The organism is Streptomyces sp. NPDC002446, assembly GCF_053595675.1.
This window is the reverse complement of the sequence record NZ_JBSFYC010000049.1, coordinates 14,055-29,502: the sequence shown is the minus strand read 5'-3', so window position 1 is coordinate 29,502 and position 15,448 is coordinate 14,055. Positions and strand designations below refer to the sequence as shown.

The window sequence follows — 15,448 nt, the reverse complement described above, 5'->3', positions numbered from 1 at the left end:
TCACCGGTGAAGCAGATGATCAATGAGGCGCAGGGTTTTGCTGACCACGCGGAACGGCAGCCGCAAATACTTTCCTCCCACGGTCCCGGCTTCGACGGCGTTCACAGCCACGGCGGCGCTTCTGACAATGGTGCGGGTGAGCAGCTTGGTGCCGCGTTCCTCGGCGAAGGTCTCTTGCGAGATTCGGCAGGCGGCGAGCAGTTCCTCGATGTCGTCCGGCTGAAGCGGTGCAGCGCTGTCCGGACCCTGGGCCGCGGCCTTCCTGTGATACGCGGCGAGGAATTCCTTGGCGGTGTCCGCGGTGCCCTCCTTCCTGTCGAGTTCGGCCTGCTGTGCGACGCAGCTCAGCTCCTCCGCGGCGATGAGCCGCTGCAGTCCGCTCGCCACCCACAGGGAGGTGGTGGGAAAGCTGGGGGGCAGGTCGTAGGGGGCTCCGGGTGCTCTGAGGAAGGCCAGCTCGCCCGGCCTACCGTCGGGGAACGGGTCGAATACCCCAGGAGGGGGCTCCTCGGTTCCGGCGATGTCACACAGCCCCGTGCGGAGTTCCTGCTCAAATGGCTCGCCCAGATTGCTGGCCAGCCGCGCCAGCAGACGGGGGGACAGCAGTACGTGAACGAGCCATCCGGCCCCGTCCAGACGTCCCCACATCCAGTCGTTGGCGCGCCATGACCTCTTGTAGAAGGCCCCGAAGTGATGGAGCTGAAGCCCAGTGAGCTTCTCCTCGGCAAGGGTGCGAGGGTCGAGGTTCGTCCTGGTGTTGGCGCTCATCTGGGCGAGCTTCACCACCTGCTGCGCGGCCGGCTCATCCGGGTAGAGGACTCGTTCCGCTGCCTGTAGGTAGAACAGCCGTCGCGCCACGACCGGGGCGGGCTCGTCCGGCGGGTGCGTTTCCAGGGCCGTGTCGGTGAGGTGGTGCAAGATCGCGGTGAGGTCGGCGGCGAGCGCGACGTCAGCCGGCTGAGGTGGGAGGAGGATGTCACGCGCCCGCAGGACGACGTCTGCGAGAGCTCGCCACGCGTCTGCCAGGTCCGACCGTTCGGCGGTCGGAAGCTGGCTGCGTACGGCTGCGAGCCAAGCGGGCGAACTCGCCAGCTCAGAGACTCCGTCCGGCGGCAGAGGCACGTCGGACGTGAGGACCTCCCGGATCTTGGCGGAGAGGTCGGCCGCAGAGCGAGCAGGCATCGCATGGTGCACCTCGCTGACGAGCTGATCCAGAGCCTCGCGGTTCGCGGAGGGCATGTCGAAACCGCCCTTCACCAACCTCAGCACGGTGGCCTTGGCGCCGTCGAGCACTGACCGGCCGAACCATGCCAACTGGTCGAACAGGTTGTCGTCCGTCGCCGCGAGGTCCGCCGGCAGGGCCTCACGGATCGTGGCGGCGGCCGCAGTGGTGAGCGTGTCGAGGTCGGCACCGAAGCCGACGGGGCGGTCGTCCGCCGCTCGGGCGCCGTCGGAGGTGAGTTGACGCAGTGTCTCGTTCGCGGCGGCGCGAGCCAAGGACTGGGCCTGGATGGCCCGGAACTCGGTGTGCAGTTGCCCTACGGCGAGATTTCCCTTGGGCCCGGCGAGTAGAGCCAGGCGGCTCTCGGCGCGCTGCCGGGTACGGGCACGTTCGTTGTGTGTGGCGAGGGCGGTGAGTTCAGCGGTGATGGACTGCGACTGGAGGGCATTGAGGTCCGCGATCAGCGCCGGGCCCACGGCCGGGATGTCGCCCTGGAGGGGAGCGGCGGCCGCCGAAGGAGCAGGTAGCCCGGGGGAGGGGACGACATACGCCAGGATCCTGTGGACTTCCCGCTCCGCGGGCCGGTCGAACACAGCCTGCAGTGCGGGACCGAGCGGGCGGTTCGCCAGCAGCCCGCCGTCCGCGCAGAACTGGGTGCGAGTGTCGTCGCGTACGTAGGGAGCCATGTCCACATGGCCGTCGTCCGTGCCTGCCGTGCCGACGGGAACGAACGATGGCTCGAAGGCGCCGGGGAATGACGCGCTGCTGCGGGCTGCGAGGGCGAGAGGGGCCACCACGGCGTCGTCACTGAGCTGTTGTCCGTTGAACGTGAACAAGCCCTGATGGATGGTGTCTCGAATCGGGCTGCCGTAGTCGTCACCGAAGGTGCGCTCCAGGCCGGCGAGGAGCGTGGTGGTGATGAAGACACGTGTGGGGTCGTCCGCAACGCCCCGGGCATCCGGAGCATCGCTGACAAGTTCCTGCAGCGCTTGGCGAAGACCCCTGAGCAGGACCTCGTCGCCTTGCAGTAGCGAGGGCGGGGCGTGCTCGGAGGGATTGCGCAGCAGAGCGCCGAGCGAGCCCTCGTCGAGCCAGAGGTCGCGCAGGATGCCGATATCGCAGCCCCGGACGGTCGCCAGGCCCAGGACGGCCGCGTTGATGCCGCCGGCGCTGGTACCCGACAGCACATCGACGCTGACGTCCAGCCGCAGAAGGCGGAGAAGCTGCTGATACTTCGCTCTTACCCGCTGGTCTTTATGTGCGGCCGGTGCGTTCACTCCCGGCCGGTCCGCGCCGGTCAGCAGGTTCATCTCGCGAGCGACCCCGCCCATCCACACCGCCAGGCTCACCCCGCCGGTAAACGTGGCGGCCAGGCGCAGCTCGGACCGAAGGTGGCTGGTCTCGGTCTGCCCGTCTGCCTCGTCCATGCTCATGTCCACATTGGATCTCTCGCGAGGGGAGACGGCACCCAGCGTTCGGCCAGATGGGCGTGCGGCGGACTCAGCAGCAGGGCGGCGCGCTCCGGGCCGCCGGTGGTGGGCAGGGTGCGGGCGATGAAGCCGTGGTGGGTGAGGTGCCGCCGCCCGCCGGTCGCCAGCTGTCACGCAGTTCCGTCCCAGAACCTCAAGGCGCCGACCAGGATCCTTCCCTGATGATTCATCAGTTCTTTGTTTTGCTTGCAGCCCCCTTTCACTGCCATGTGAAGTGTGAAATTGTACGGTCACACTTTTCGCGGGCATGACAGCTGCGAAAGTGCGCAACCCCCGTGCCATCACGGTCCGCACCCCACTGCCGTGCCCCTCGCACGGCCGCCGACCGGCCTGGAGGCCATCGCTATGCGTAGACCCCCCACTTTCAAGAAAATCGCCCAACTGCTGATACCCACCGTGGCCGCCGCCGGCCTGGGGCTCACCATGCTCGCCCCCAACGGCGGGGCGGCAACGGCCGGCGCCAAGGCGCCCAAGGCCACACCGAGGTCAGCGGCCCCCGCCCCACAGCCCGCCGCCGCCACCGTGCTCGCCGCCGATCTCGCACCCGGCCACGCCGCCGAACCCAAACGATCGGCCACGAACACCGAGACCTCCGCGCAACGCCCCCCGCTCCCCGCGGCCCAGAACGCCGCAGAGCGCAAGAAGGCCCGCTCCGCGGCGAAGGCCGCGGCGGACTGCAACGTCAGCGACTTCACCTCGAAGACCGGTGCGGAACTGGTCGAGCAGATCAAGAAGTCGGAAACCACCTGCATCAACACGCTGTTCAACGTGGCCGGTGAGGACTCCAAGGCCCTCTTCCGCGAGGAACAGATGGTCACGGTGGCGAACGCGTTCAAGGACGTCGCGACCAACTACCCGGGCGACAACAGCACTTCCACAGCCCAGGTGGTGCTGTACCTGCGCGCCGGCTACTACATCCAGTACAACCAGCCGGAGAACGTCGGCGAATACGGCCCGACGCTGAAGAGCGCCATTCAGGGCGCCCTGGACGGCTTCTTCGGCTCGTCCCACGCCTTCGACGTCACCGAGGCCAACGGAGAGACCCTGGCCGAGACGGTCACCCTGATCGACAGCTCCGAGGAGAACGCCCGCTACCTCGACGTGGTCAAGCGTCTGCAGAAGGACTACAACGCGTCCTACGACGAGTTCTACGGGATGGTCGCGGCGGTCAACAACACCTACACCGTGCTGTTCCGCGGCCACCAGCTGCCGGAGTTCGTGGCAGCCGTGAAGGCCGACCCGAGCGTCCTCACCGGAATGCGTGACTTCGCCGTCGCTCACGACGATCTGCTCGGCACCGACAAGTCCTACCTGGCCAGCAACGCCGGACGCGAACTCGGCCGCTTTCTGCAGCACGCCGACCTCAAGGACACCGTCAAGCCGCTGGTCAAGGAGTTGCTCGGCCGCAGCGAGATCACTGGGCGCACCGCCCCGCTCTGGGTCGGCCTCGCCGAGATGACGAATGAGTTCGACAAGGAGAACTGCGCCGACTACGACACCTGCGACCTGCAGAACCGCGTGCGCGACGCCGTACTGACGATCAAGCACGAATGCGGTCCGAGCGCGAAGATCCTCGCGCAGGAGCTGACCGCGTCCGAACTCTCGGCCACCTGCGACAGCATCCTCAAGCAGGACCCGGTCTTCCACGGCATCGTCAAGGACGACGGCCCGGTCAAGGACGACAAGAACACCAACATCGAGATCGTCGCCTTCAACTCCAGCACCGACTACAAGACCTACGCCGGTGTCGTCTTCGGCATCGACACCAACAACGGCGGCATGTACCTGGAGGGCGACCCGGCCGCCGAGGGCAACCAGCCGCGCTTCATCGCCTACGAGCAGCCGGCCCAGGACGGCGCCTTCCAGATCTGGAACCTCAACCACGAGTACACCCACTACCTCGACGGCCGCTTCGACATGTACGGCGACTTCGCGGCAGGGCAGACGACACCGACCGTGATGTGGGTCGAGGGTTTCGCCGAGTACGTCTCCTACTCGTACCGCGGCGTCACCTACGACAGGGCGATCGAGGAGGCGGGCAAGAACACCTACAAGCTCAGCCAGCTCTTCGGGACCACCTACGACAACGCCGACACCACCCGTATCTACCAGTGGGGCTACCTGGGCGTCCGTTACATGCTCCAGTCGCACCCCGAGGACGTGACCACCCTGCTCGGCCACTACCGCGCAGGCGACTACGAGGCGGCCCAGAGCCTGCTCCGCGACACCATCGGCACCAAGTACGACGCCGACTTCGCCGACTGGCTGGGCAAGTGCGCCGACGGCGAATGCGGCCAACTGCCGGCCCGGAACGGCCGCTAACCAGAGCCACGGCCACGGCCAAGGCCACCGGCAGGAACTGAGCCAGGAGAGCCTGGTGTCCCGTGCATCGTTCGTGCGCGGGACACCAGGCTTCCAGCGAAGTGGTGGGCGTTCACCGCCGTGCTAGCGCGCCACGCGGTAGCGGAGGTAGACGACTTTCGAGCTGAATGTGCGGGTCTCGACGAGTTCGAGATCCACCCGGCGCTCGCGCTGGGGAAAGAACGGGATGCCACCGCCGACCAGCACCGGGTGGACCATGGCCCGGTACTCGTCGATCAGACCCAACGCGGCCGCCTCGGCGGCGAGAGTCGCGCCGCCGATCGCGATGTCGCCCTCCCCCGGCTCGGCTCGCCACCGCTCGATCTCCTCCGCCAGGCCGCCGGAGGCCAGGCGGGCATTGCCCTGGACCGCCGACAGAGTGTTGGAGAACACCACCTTGGGGAGCGGATTCCAGAGCGCGGCCCACTCGAGCTCTGCGTCGTCGAGCGATGGATCCTGGTCGGCGGTCTCCCAGTACAGCATCGTCTCGTACAGCCGTCGTCCCAGCAGGTGGACGCCGACCTCTCGGATCTCGTCGATCCAGAAGCGAAAGACCTCCTCGTCGGGCGCCGTCCAGTCGAAGCCGCCGTCCGGCCCGACGATGTAGCCGTCAAGTGAGACGCCCATCGAATAGGTCACGCTGCGCATCGGAAGTCCTCCTCGGTGACATTCCGGCGGTGCGCCCTCCGGGTGCCACGGCACCTCAGCCGGATCGGGCGAACTGCAGCGCCTACGGGGCATCGCCCGCCGCCGCAGGCCAAACGCGGGCCCCGGTGTCGGCCTGAGGCTTTGGCCTGTGGCTTGGACACCGGGGCCCGTTTCGGCTACTTGCCGTCGTGCCCGCCGACGATGTTGTTGCAGCCCATGGACGAGCCGATCTTGGTTTCCTGCGCACCCGCGGGGCCCTCGCCGTTGAGCGCGTTGCCCAGGAGGCCGTTGAGGATGCCCACTTCGCCGAGTACGTCGACGTTCAGGTCGTGCGACCGGCACGAGCTGCCCGACTTGATGTCCCAGGAGTCGCCCTTCCCGTGGGCTTGTGCGGTGCCGGCGCCGAGGAAGCCGACAGTGCCGAGGGCCGCGATCGCAACGGCAGCCTTGCAAACCTTGTGCATGTCATCTCCGGTGGATTGTGCGGGTGTGATCCGAAATGGATCGACTTCGTATGGTTATGGGAGGTTAATAGGAAATACTGCGCAGCCCGTCAGCGACGCGCCGCGTTCGCATCGCCGCCGCGAAGAATCGGCGCCGTCCCGTGGAACCTCACTCTCCGAGCGGGCCGGGGCTCCGATGGGCCGCAAGGCGTCGGCCGCTCCGCTCCAACGGCTCTACCAGTGGCCAGTGAAAGCTGCTAGTGCAGAACCGCAGACTCACCGGGTCGGCAGAGGCGGTCTGCTGCCGAATTCCGGCCTCAGCGGGGCGCCGCGACCGCAGTGCCCAGGGCCCGCTCGATTTCGGCGGTCGGAAATGGCGTCCGCTTGCTCTCGGTGAGCCACCGGCCCTGGAATTCGCCCATGACCACGGCCGTGCGGGCATACCGGTCGATGATTGCGGCGATCTCGCGCGGGACGTCGTCGGGCTGGTGGCCGGCGAGCCACTCGCGCAGAAACGCCTCGTGTTCCCTACCGCCGCGCAGGCCGTCGGCCAGGTGGTGGCGGAGCAGATGGCTCACGGTCTGGCAGCGGTCATACGCGAGGTGGTCGGAGAGGAACTTCGCCTCGGTTGCTGACAGTTCGAAGCCGGAGTTCAGCGAGAGTCCGAAATCCGCGAAGTACAGCAGCCGGCCGTCGGTCAGGACATTGGCGAAGTGGGCGTCGAAGTGGACGAGTCCGTGTGAGCTCATAAAAGCGGTGCCGTGCGCCAGGGCTTCCTCCACCCACCGGTACGCCGAGCCCGGCCCGCCCTCAGACCCGCCCTCCGGCGCGGCGGTCCGGTAGTCGTGCAGCCACTCGGCGAGTGTCTGCGGGACGTGTTCCAAGAACAGCACCAGGCTGAACGAGGAGCCGCCGATGGCCTCCAGCCGCTCACGTACGGCCGATGAGCCCTCCCAGTGTGCGACCGCACCGTCGATGCCCCCGAATTCGTCGGCGAACCCCTGGGGAGCGGAGTCGGGCAGGATGCGCCAGTGGTACATCAGCGGAAAGCCCTCGTACTCGTTCCTGAGGACCCAGTTGGTGGTCATGATGTGCACGGCCAGCTCTCGCCAGGCCCCGAAACCGGTCGAGCCCGCCCCGTACTGGTAGAACATCGGCAGTCCGAAGAGGTTCGCCGTCGACCGCGCGTTCTCCGGCCGCAGTTCGGTGTCCGTCAGGGGGATCCGCTTGACGAACACCCGCGTGCCGTCGATGTCCAGCTCCGCTGACCTGCCGCCGATGCCGGACCCGAGCGGGTCGGCGGCGGCCACGACCTCGCCGAGCCGACGGTCGCTCAGCAGGGACAGTCGCGTGGCCACGGTCCCGTACGTGGCGAGCCGCGCGGCATACCACGGGTCCGAATGGTGCATCGACGACTCCTCGGTGCCGCAACCAGGGCATCGGTGATCTCACGAAGGGTCGAGCCTATCCGCCACGGTGACAGACAGGTCTTCACCTGGGCGGCCGGTCATCACCAGGTTGCCGTCCGGGGTGCGCCGCGCGAGGTCGCCGGTGCGGAGGTAGCCGTCGGTGGTGAAGGAGCGTGCGTTGTGGTCGGGCGCCCGGTAGTAGCCTCGCGGGGTATACGGACCGCGGGCGAGGAGTTCGCCGGTCTCGCCGTCGGGCACGTCCTTGCCGTCGACGTCGACGATGCGGATCTCATCGTCGGGCGAGAGCGGGCGGCCCTGTGTGGTGAGCACGGTCTCGTCCGGATCGGCGGGCCGGGTGAGAGTCAGCAGCCCCTCGGCCATGCCGAAGACCTGCTGCAGGCGACAGCCCAGTTCGGGGCCTATCCGTTCAGCGGTCGCCCGGTGCAAGGGCGCACCGCCGATCTGCACCAGACGCAGGCTGCTCACGTCGGCCTGGACCGTGGGGAGTACGTCGAGCCAGGACTGGGCGGCGGCGGACTCCAGCGACGTGATGGTGACCCGCTCCCGTTCGATGGCCGGAAGGCATTCGGTGGGTCCCGGGTTCGCGGCCAGGACGACCGTGCCGCCGACGGACAAGGTGCCGACGATGCCGGGGCAGCCGAAGGCGAAGTTGGACTCGGCGGGCAGCGCGGCGAGATACACGTCGTTCTCGGTGAGCGACACCAGCTCGGCGGCGGCCCGCGCCTGGTAGGCGTAGTCGTTGTGGGTACGCGGAATGAGCTTGGGCGCCGCGGTGGAACCACCGGCGAGAAGGAAGAACGCCACCTGGTCGGCGCTCTGCGCCAGCGCCGGCTGGGGCGGGGCGTCGATGGAGCCCAGCGGGGCGTACTGGCAGCCTGCCGGGTCGGTCGTCATGCCACCGTACGGGGACGAGGTGCCTGGCGCCTCATGGGTGAACACCCGCCGCAGGAAGGGCCATCGGGTCGCGATGTCCGCGGCCATCGCCGTGTGGTCGAAGCCCTCATACGTCGAGGGACCGACGTAGCCGACGGCCTGGGTGACCCGCGCGAGGTGGGACACCTCGGACGCGCGGTACGAGACCGGGCAGAGCACGGGGACCGTACCGGCGCGCATCAGCGCGAACGCGGTGATGACGAACTCGGGAACGTTCGGCAGCTGGACGACGGCCCGTTGCCCGGGCCGGAGGCCGCGCAGCCGGAACCCGGCGGCCACGCGGTCCACGCGCCGGTTCAGGTCCGCGTACGTGATGCGGTTGCCGCCGTGCACGAGCGCGGTCCGCGGTCCGTACTGCAGGGCCCAGCCGCGCAGCAGGTTGTCCAGCGTGTTGCCACGCCAGTGCCCGGCCGCCCAGTAGCGGTCGACGAATTCCTCGGGCCAGGGCGTGCAGCCGTCGAGCATGGATGTCATGAACTTCCTTCTGTACGTACCAGTTTCTGACCCGGAAGGCCGGAAGGCCGGAAGGCCGGAAGGATCGTCCCCCCTTTCTCAACGCCGGAAAACAACCCCGCCGCCTGGACCTTGACAATCCAAACTGTCAACGCCCCTATGCACTGCACAATGTGCTTTACCAACCATGGACGCTGCATTCCATCAGCAGAAAGTCCAATGAGCGCCGCTGACCAGGAGGAATCGTCGAGGTTCGCTGGCTTCCGGCGGTCCGGCGGTCCGGCCGTCCGGCGGTTGGCTCGGGCGTGGAAGGCTCCGCTGACCTTCGTGATACTTTCGGGGCCGCCGTGCGCTGCTGTGAACTGAGGAGGTGAGACCGATCAACGCTGTGACAGGTCGGGCCTCCCTCTCCCGCATGGCCTAGGGAGTGCCCGCAGAAGGCATCCCGAAAGGCTTGAAACGCTATGCGCTTCATCTCTGAGACGTCGTCCGACGGCGTGTCCGAACAACTCTTTACCCTTGGTGAGATTCCCGGTGTGCTGTGGACCCCTGAAGGTGCTGCCGGTACTCGGCCCCTGATCTTGATGGGGCACGGTGGCGGCCAGCACAAGAAGGCCCCCGGCATCCTGGCCCGCGCGCGCCGCTTCGTGGCCGAGTGCGGTTTCGCGGTGGTGGCGGTCGACGTGCCCGGCCATGGGGACCGCCCCAAGGACGAGGAGTTCCAGCGGATCGCGGCCGAGAACCAGGCTCGCGTGGAGGCCGGAGAGGAGCTGGCTCCGCTGATCGCCGGCTTCCAGGCGCTCGTAGCCCGCCAGACCGTTCCGGAATGGCAGGCGGTCCTGGACTCGGTCCAGCAGCTCCCACATGTCGGCGTCGGCCCGGTGGGCTACTGGGGAGTGTCGCTGGGGTGCGGACTCGGCGTTCCGTTCGTTGCCGCCGAACCGCGGGTGCGTGCGGCGGTGTTGGGTCTGGGCGGTGCCCTGGCCTCGGCTGAGGACGCCGCGCGGATCACCGTCCCGGTGGAGTTCCTGGTGCAGTGGGACGATGAACGGGTGCCGCGGGCCCAGAGCTTGGCGCTGTTCGACGCCTTGGCCTCAGCAGAGAAGACGCTGCACGCCAACCCCGGCAAGCACGGGGAGATCCCGGCCTTCGAGTTGGACAGCATGCTGCGGTTCTTCTCCCGGCACCTCGCCTGATCCGCCGCCTGTAGCCCGCGACGCGTCGATCGGCCTCCGTTCCGATGGGCGCGTTCGCCGCCCACCCCGATCGTGGTTGCGAGAGTCCAGTTGAGGACGGCCGCCTGCCGTCCCCGAGTTCCCCGTGCGTGGTGGCGCTTGCCACAGGAAGCCTTCCAGGCCTGCCTATACGGGGCCGTATAGAAGCGGTTAGACTCCTTCTATACGGCCCCGTATAGGAAAGGGGATGTCCCTTGTGAGCCGACTTCCTGACGCATTCCACACCCGCCACCCGTGGCGAATTCACGAACTCACCCGCGACTTTGAGCTGGAGGACGTCTGGTCAGCCCGCCTACCTGACGCCGGGCCGGACGACTTCCCCGCCATGCTCGCCGCGATGCAGGCATCCGCCGGACGTGCGAGGGAACCCTTGCTGTCCCGGTTGTTGTTCGCGGTGCGCTGGAAGCTCGGTGCTCTCTTCGGGTGGGACAGGCCTGGGGCGGGCACCTCGGCACGGGTTCAGTCGCTGCGCGATCGCCTGCCCAGTGACCTTGGTGAGGCCCCACGTGGCTCAGACGCCGGGCTTTCGCCACTCACCTCGGTGTATCAGCTCGACAACGAGTGCGCCCTTGAGCTGGCGACCAGGACCGTCCATGCGGTCCTGCACCTGGCGTGGGCGCCGGCCGCCAGCGGCGGACACGAGCTCCGACTGGCGGTCCTCGTGAAGCCCAACGGCCTGTTCGGACGGCTGTATATGGCCGCCATCACGCCGTTCCGACGCCTCATCGTCTTCCCTGCGCTCATGCGGCAGTGGGAACACGCGTGGCGGGACCGTGGCCGACCGAGTCCGGAAGGCGGCAGCGCCGCCACCGTTGACGGTGCCGTGGGGGTGCACAACATTCCCGAGTCCGTCCGCGCTCTCAGCTCGTTGTCTCGCGTCGACTACGTCGACGTGTTCACCCTCCGCTTGGACGCGGACGCGGACGCGGACGCAGGTGGAGGCGCTACACCGGAGCGGTGGGCTCGTGCGATGTTCGGCGATGTCCCCAGCGTCGCGGCGAAGTTGATCTGGCGGGGGCTGCTCGGACTCCGACTCAGGCGAGGGCGGTCACCCGAGACCGTGGCCGGATGGCAGATCGCCGAACGCGGCGAGGACTGGATCCGACTTGAGGCCGCTTCCTGGTTTCTGACCGGCAACCTCCTCGTACAGGCAACCGAGGGGCGGGTGTCGTTGGGGACCTTCCTGCGCTACGACCGGCGCCTTGGCCGCGCCGTGTGGCCCGTGCTGTCCGCTGTCCACCGGCGACTGGCACCCGGGCTGCTCCGCGACGCCGCGTCAACCGTTCGAGCGGCCTGACGCGGAGGCGGATGGCCGCGTTCCCGCAGCCCTTCGCGCCTAGCCGGTGGACGGCCCGTGTGGTGACGGGAATTCCGTCGGGAGCCAATGGGCGGAGTCCCGGGCCCGGGCCGTGAGATGGGCGACATAGGCGTCGCGGACCTCCGCCGCGGTGGCGAAGCCGGGTTCGTCGGTGAGCCAGGCGTCGGGAACGGCGGAGACCACCTCGTGCAGCAGCCCCGTGGTGATGCGGGGGGCGAACTCGGCGTTGGCGGCGGCCATGTCGGGCTGTCGGGTGCCGAGCGCGTGGTGCCGGAAGTCGTACGCCTTCACCGTGGCGTCGGCCGCGGTGTCCCAGCGGTGGTGGAAGACGAGGGCGGCACCGTGGTCGATGAGCCACAGGCGGGGGCGCTGGTGGCCGGAGCACGGCCAGGTCATGAGGTTGGTGCTGTGTGTCGTGCGGTCGACGTTCGCGGTGAATGCGTCCAGCCAGATGATCCTGGCCGCCTCCGCCGAATCGACCTCGAATGCGTCCGCGGCGTTGGGGGTGAAGTCGGCTGCTCCCGGCAGATAGTCCATGCCGAGGTTGAGCCCGGCACTGGCGTGCAGCAGGTCCTGGACCTCCTGGTGCGGCTCCTCGTCGGCGACCGAGGGGTCGAAGTCCACCAGGACCAACTCCGGTACCCGCAGCCCGAGTCGCCGGGCCAGCTCGCCCACGATGACCTCGGCGACGAGCGCCTTGCGCCCCTGTGCCGAGCCGGTGAACTTGACGACGTACGTCCCCAGGTCGTCGGCCTCGACGACGCCGGGGACGGAGCCGCCGCTCCTCAGCGGGGTCACATAGCGGATGGCCGTCACCCTGCGCAGCGCGGCCGTTGTCGGTGCCATGCGTTCCCGCCCCTGTCTCCGTGCCCTTCGAGGGCGCTCCTGAAGCCTAAGTCTACTGCAAAATTGAAGTCCATTATAGTTTTTTGCGGCGGCGGCGGCGGCGTCGGGGTCGGGCCGTCATGGGGAAGTGGTCGCTTTGACGGGAACGGGAGATGTGGGCATGACGACGTCGGATGTGCACGACGCGGCGGTGCGGCGCGCCAATGAGGCCTTGCAGGCGTACGCGCTCTCGGCCGAGGGCTGGCGCCGTGGCCCCAGTGAGACGCTGGAGCGCGTGCTGGCCGACCTGCTCCACTGGTGCGCCGACACTCAGCGCGACTTCGACGCCGCCCTGGAGCGGGCGCGCACCCGGCACGCCCGCGACGACGGCGCTCTAGAGGCTCGGGCTCGGCGGGACGGGTGAGAGCCGGTAGGAACCGCTCGGGGGCTGGGATGCGGGCTGGGATGTGGGCTGGGGCGTGGGCTGGGAGGTCACTCGTCCGCCCGTAGGTGCGGGGAAGTGGGTGCCGAGGATCAGGGCGTCGGTGTCGGCCAGGGAGGCGAGCAGACGGCGTCGGGTGGCGGTCGCCTGGCGGGGGTCGGTGTCCACGCAGCTGGTGATGCCGGGGTGGGCCATCTGTGCCGGGTGATGGATCGCGTCGCCGGTGATCAGTGCGGCGGCGGGGCCGCTGTGCAGCCGTACGGCGAGGTGGCCGGGGGTGTGTCCGGGCGTGGGGAGCAGCTGGATGCCGGGGGCGATGTCGGTCCCCTCGTCCGGGACGTCGACGAGATCCAGCAGGCCGGCGTCCCGGATGGGGTGGACGGAGTCCTGGAACATCTGCCGTCGGGCGTCGTCCATGTCCACCGTCGCCCAGTAGTCCCACTCCGTCCGGGAGGTGAGGTAGCGGGCGTGGGGGAAGGTGGGCTGCCAAGTCGAGCCGTCCGCCCGGGTGTTCCAGCCGACGTGGTCGGTGTGGAGGTGGGTGAGGATCACCAGGTCGACGGTCTCCGGGGCGAAGCCCGCATCGCTGAGGCGGGTGAGGTAGTCGCTGTCGAGGTCGTTCCAGGCGGGATTGGCGCGCTTCTTGCCGTTGCCGATCCCGGTGTCGACCACGACGCGCAGGCCATCAACGGAGCAGGCGAAGCTGTGGCTGGCCAGTCGTAGGACTCCGGCCTCGTCGGCGAAGTCCGGTTTCAGCCAAGGTACTTGGGACACCAGCTCGGGCGTGGCGGCCGGGAGCAGCCAGGGGCCGGTCTGCGGGGGCAGGGGCACCTCGTCGATGCGGTGGACGGTGAGGTCGCCCACGGTCCAGGCCGGGGCCGGTGTGGTGGACGAGGGGGTCGAAGGGGTCGAGGGGCTGGGCATCCGGTGGTTCCTCTCGGTAAAAGCTATTCATTTGCGTTAAGTGAGGGTAGCCCGTACTCTCTACTAACGCAAAGATTTCGCGTTTGAACCGTCTCGTCTATGCATCCGCCCGTACGCCCACGTCATGTCAAGGACAGGTATGAGTGCCGTTGAACTCACCGCCCAGGAAGCCGCCCGATGGGCGCTCCGCGCCGGGCTGCCTCTGGAAGCCGCACGCCACGCCGATGTGGCCGCGACCGCGCACCACATCCATGCCGTCATCGGCACCTTGCGCGAACTGGACTTCCAGGAGACGCCGCCGGCTGCCGGCTACGCCGCCGCAGGGGAGGCGTCGGATGCGTCCCTTTGAGCTGACCCTCGCCCAGACGGCCGCGGCGATAGCGGAGGGGAGCCTGTCGCCGGTCGAGCTGACCGAGTCCGTGCTCGAACGGATCGGCGCCGTCGAAGGGCGACTTGGGGCCTATGTCACCGTCGCGAGCGAGGCGGCGCGCGGCTCGGCACTGCGCGCGGAACGCGAGATCGCGGCCGGCCGGTACCGCGGCCCGCTGCACGGCATCCCCTTCGCGTTGAAGGACATGATCGACGCTGCCGGTATGCCGACCACGGCCAGTTCCCGGGTCCGGGCGGACCACCGCGCCGCTGCGGACAGCGCGGTGGCCGGTCGCCTGGCCGCAGCCGGCGCGGTCCTGCTGGGCAAGGCGCACACCCATGAATTCGCCTACGGGCTGACGACGCCCCAGACGCGCAACGCCTGGGACCAGAGCCGTGTCGCCGGTGGTTCCAGCGGCGGGTCGGCGGTCGCCGTGGCCGCCGGCGCGGCGACCTTCGCCCTGGGCACGGACACCGGCGGCTCCATCCGGGTACCCGCGGCGCTGAACGGACTGGTCGGCCTGAAACCGACCTACGACCTCGTCCCTCGGCACGGCGTCACCGCGCTGTCCTGGTCCCTGGACCACGTCGGCCCCCTCACCCGTACGGTGCAGGACGCGGCACTGGTCCTGTCCGTACTGGCGGCGAAGGACGGCTACGAGCCCCACGAGGGCCAGGACCTGACGGGGCTGCGGATCGGGGTGCCGGTCAACCACTACTTCGACCGGGTCGCTCCCGAGGTCGAGGCGGCGGTGCGCCGCGCCCTCGCCCGGCTGGCGGACATCGGGGCCGAACTCGTCGACGTCGAGATCCCCATGACGCGCTACCTCCAGGCGACGCACTGGGGACTGATGGTCCCCGAGGCCACCGCGTACCACGAGCGCACGCTGCGGTCGGTCCCCGAGCTGTACGGGCCGGACGTGCGGGTCCTCCTGAAGGCCGGTGAGCTGGTGTCGGCGGGCGACTATCTGCGGGCCCAGCGCTCGCGGGCGCTCATGCGGCAGGCCTGGAGCGACATGTTCGACCGGATCGATGTGCTCGCGGCGCCCACGGTGCCGATGACGGCCGCGAGGAGCGACCAGGAGACCGTCGTCTGGCCGGACGGCGCCACCGAGAGCGTCTCCGACGCCTATGTCCGCCTCTGTGCCCCGGCGAACATCACCGGTATGCCGTCCCTGAGCCTCCCGGTCGGGCGGGGCCAAGCGGAGCTGCCCATCGGTATGCAGCTGATCGGGCGGCCGCTGGACGAAGCGACGGTGCTGCGGGTCGGCCACGCGTACGAGACCGCTCGCGGCCAGGTCGGCGAAGTGGCGCCGGCAGGCCTCCCGGGCACCTCCCCCTCACCCTAGACGCAA

General features: G+C 68.9%; 13 protein-coding genes. 6 read left to right on the top strand and 7 right to left on the bottom strand.

What is annotated here, in order from left to right; all coding sequences use genetic code 11:
- Nucleotides 1-2,655: a patatin-like protein gene (locus ACWD6P_RS25070; protein WP_451446411.1), complete on the bottom strand. Its 2,655-nt coding sequence runs from the start codon at nucleotides 2,653-2,655 to the stop codon at nucleotides 1-3.
- 402 nt (nucleotides 2,656-3,057) lie between these two features.
- Between ACWD6P_RS25070 and ACWD6P_RS25065 the strand changes: the two genes are divergently transcribed.
- The gene (locus ACWD6P_RS25065) at nucleotides 3,058-5,034 is read left to right on the top strand and encodes a collagenase (protein ID WP_451446410.1); all 1,977 of its coding nucleotides are present in this window, start codon (nucleotides 3,058-3,060) and stop codon (nucleotides 5,032-5,034) included.
- Between the two features lie 123 nt (nucleotides 5,035-5,157).
- Here ACWD6P_RS25065 and ACWD6P_RS25060 read toward each other — a convergent pair whose 3' ends face one another.
- From ACWD6P_RS25060 to ACWD6P_RS25045, 4 genes are all read right to left on the bottom strand, one after another.
- Nucleotides 5,158-5,721, bottom strand: a complete 564-nt coding sequence (locus ACWD6P_RS25060) for a dihydrofolate reductase family protein (protein ID WP_451446409.1) — start codon at nucleotides 5,719-5,721, stop codon at nucleotides 5,158-5,160.
- A 176-nt stretch (nucleotides 5,722-5,897) separates the two neighbouring features.
- Nucleotides 5,898-6,185, bottom strand: coding sequence for a hypothetical protein (locus tag ACWD6P_RS25055; RefSeq protein ID WP_451446408.1), 288 nt, complete (start codon nucleotides 6,183-6,185; stop codon nucleotides 5,898-5,900).
- 296 nt (nucleotides 6,186-6,481) lie between these two features.
- On the bottom strand, nucleotides 6,482-7,573 hold the full coding sequence (locus tag ACWD6P_RS25050; RefSeq protein WP_451446407.1) for a protein kinase family protein: 1,092 nt from the start codon (nucleotides 7,571-7,573) through the stop codon (nucleotides 6,482-6,484).
- A gap of 39 nt (nucleotides 7,574-7,612) precedes the next feature.
- Nucleotides 7,613-9,001: a (2,3-dihydroxybenzoyl)adenylate synthase gene (locus ACWD6P_RS25045; RefSeq protein ID WP_451446406.1), complete on the bottom strand. Its 1,389-nt coding sequence runs from the start codon at nucleotides 8,999-9,001 to the stop codon at nucleotides 7,613-7,615.
- Between the two features lie 443 nt (nucleotides 9,002-9,444).
- Here ACWD6P_RS25045 and ACWD6P_RS25040 point away from each other — a divergent pair, with 443 nt between their 5' ends.
- Both ACWD6P_RS25040 and ACWD6P_RS25035 read left to right on the top strand, forming a co-directional pair.
- A complete protein-coding gene (locus tag ACWD6P_RS25040) occupies nucleotides 9,445-10,176 on the top strand; it encodes a dienelactone hydrolase family protein (RefSeq protein ID WP_451446405.1) in 732 nt (243 codons plus the stop codon).
- Between the two features lie 226 nt (nucleotides 10,177-10,402).
- Nucleotides 10,403-11,512 carry a DUF2867 domain-containing protein gene (locus tag ACWD6P_RS25035; RefSeq protein ID WP_451446404.1) on the top strand — a complete coding sequence of 370 codons (1,110 nt, stop codon included), beginning with the start codon at nucleotides 10,403-10,405 and terminating at the stop codon, nucleotides 11,510-11,512.
- Nucleotides 11,513-11,551: 39 nt separating this feature from the next.
- Here the strand turns inward: ACWD6P_RS25035 and ACWD6P_RS25030 are convergent, their stop codons facing one another.
- Nucleotides 11,552-12,379, bottom strand: a complete 828-nt coding sequence (locus ACWD6P_RS25030; protein WP_451446403.1) for a HipA family kinase — start codon at nucleotides 12,377-12,379, stop codon at nucleotides 11,552-11,554.
- A gap of 160 nt (nucleotides 12,380-12,539) precedes the next feature.
- Between ACWD6P_RS25030 and ACWD6P_RS25025 the strand changes: the two genes are divergently transcribed.
- Entirely contained in the window at nucleotides 12,540-12,782 is a 243-nt protein-coding gene (locus ACWD6P_RS25025; RefSeq protein ID WP_451446402.1) for a hypothetical protein, read from the top strand.
- Here ACWD6P_RS25025 and ACWD6P_RS25020 read toward each other — a convergent pair.
- On the bottom strand, nucleotides 12,753-13,724 hold the full coding sequence (locus ACWD6P_RS25020) for an MBL fold metallo-hydrolase (protein ID WP_451446401.1): 972 nt from the start codon (nucleotides 13,722-13,724) through the stop codon (nucleotides 12,753-12,755). The genes ACWD6P_RS25025 and ACWD6P_RS25020 overlap by 30 nt on opposite strands.
- Nucleotides 13,725-13,863: 139 nt before the next feature.
- Between ACWD6P_RS25020 and ACWD6P_RS25015 the strand changes: the two genes are divergently transcribed.
- Nucleotides 13,864-14,073 carry a hypothetical protein gene (locus tag ACWD6P_RS25015; protein WP_451446400.1) on the top strand — a complete coding sequence of 70 codons (210 nt, stop codon included), beginning with the start codon at nucleotides 13,864-13,866 and terminating at the stop codon, nucleotides 14,071-14,073.
- Nucleotides 14,060-15,442, top strand: coding sequence for an amidase (locus ACWD6P_RS25010; RefSeq protein ID WP_451446399.1), 1,383 nt, complete (start codon nucleotides 14,060-14,062; stop codon nucleotides 15,440-15,442). The genes ACWD6P_RS25015 and ACWD6P_RS25010 overlap by 14 nt, the downstream gene beginning before the upstream one ends.
- The last annotated feature ends 6 nt before the right edge of the window (nucleotides 15,443-15,448 follow it).

What these genes read in the sequence shown, in the direction of transcription:
- ACWD6P_RS25035 (WP_451446404.1), top strand. Translation starts at nt 10,403, where the DNA reads ATGTCCCTTGTGAGCCGACTTCCTGACGCATTCCACACCCGCCACCCG.
- ACWD6P_RS25070 (WP_451446411.1), bottom strand. Translation starts at nt 2,655, where the DNA reads ATGAGCATGGACGAGGCAGACGGGCAGACCGAGACCAGCCACCTTCGG.
- ACWD6P_RS25040 (WP_451446405.1), top strand. Translation starts at nt 9,445, where the DNA reads ATGCGCTTCATCTCTGAGACGTCGTCCGACGGCGTGTCCGAACAACTC.
- ACWD6P_RS25050 (WP_451446407.1), bottom strand. Translation starts at nt 7,573, where the DNA reads ATGCACCATTCGGACCCGTGGTATGCCGCGCGGCTCGCCACGTACGGG.
- ACWD6P_RS25060 (WP_451446409.1), bottom strand. Translation starts at nt 5,721, where the DNA reads ATGCGCAGCGTGACCTATTCGATGGGCGTCTCACTTGACGGCTACATC.
- ACWD6P_RS25025 (WP_451446402.1), top strand. Translation starts at nt 12,540, where the DNA reads ATGACGACGTCGGATGTGCACGACGCGGCGGTGCGGCGCGCCAATGAG.
- ACWD6P_RS25065 (WP_451446410.1), top strand. Translation starts at nt 3,058, where the DNA reads ATGCGTAGACCCCCCACTTTCAAGAAAATCGCCCAACTGCTGATACCC.
- ACWD6P_RS25045 (WP_451446406.1), bottom strand. Translation starts at nt 9,001, where the DNA reads ATGACATCCATGCTCGACGGCTGCACGCCCTGGCCCGAGGAATTCGTC.
- ACWD6P_RS25010 (WP_451446399.1), top strand. Translation starts at nt 14,060, where the DNA reads ATGCGTCCCTTTGAGCTGACCCTCGCCCAGACGGCCGCGGCGATAGCG.
- ACWD6P_RS25030 (WP_451446403.1), bottom strand. Translation starts at nt 12,379, where the DNA reads ATGGCACCGACAACGGCCGCGCTGCGCAGGGTGACGGCCATCCGCTAT.
- ACWD6P_RS25020 (WP_451446401.1), bottom strand. Translation starts at nt 13,724, where the DNA reads ATGCCCAGCCCCTCGACCCCTTCGACCCCCTCGTCCACCACACCGGCC.
- ACWD6P_RS25015 (WP_451446400.1), top strand. Translation starts at nt 13,864, where the DNA reads ATGAGTGCCGTTGAACTCACCGCCCAGGAAGCCGCCCGATGGGCGCTC.
- ACWD6P_RS25055 (WP_451446408.1), bottom strand. Translation starts at nt 6,185, where the DNA reads ATGCACAAGGTTTGCAAGGCTGCCGTTGCGATCGCGGCCCTCGGCACT.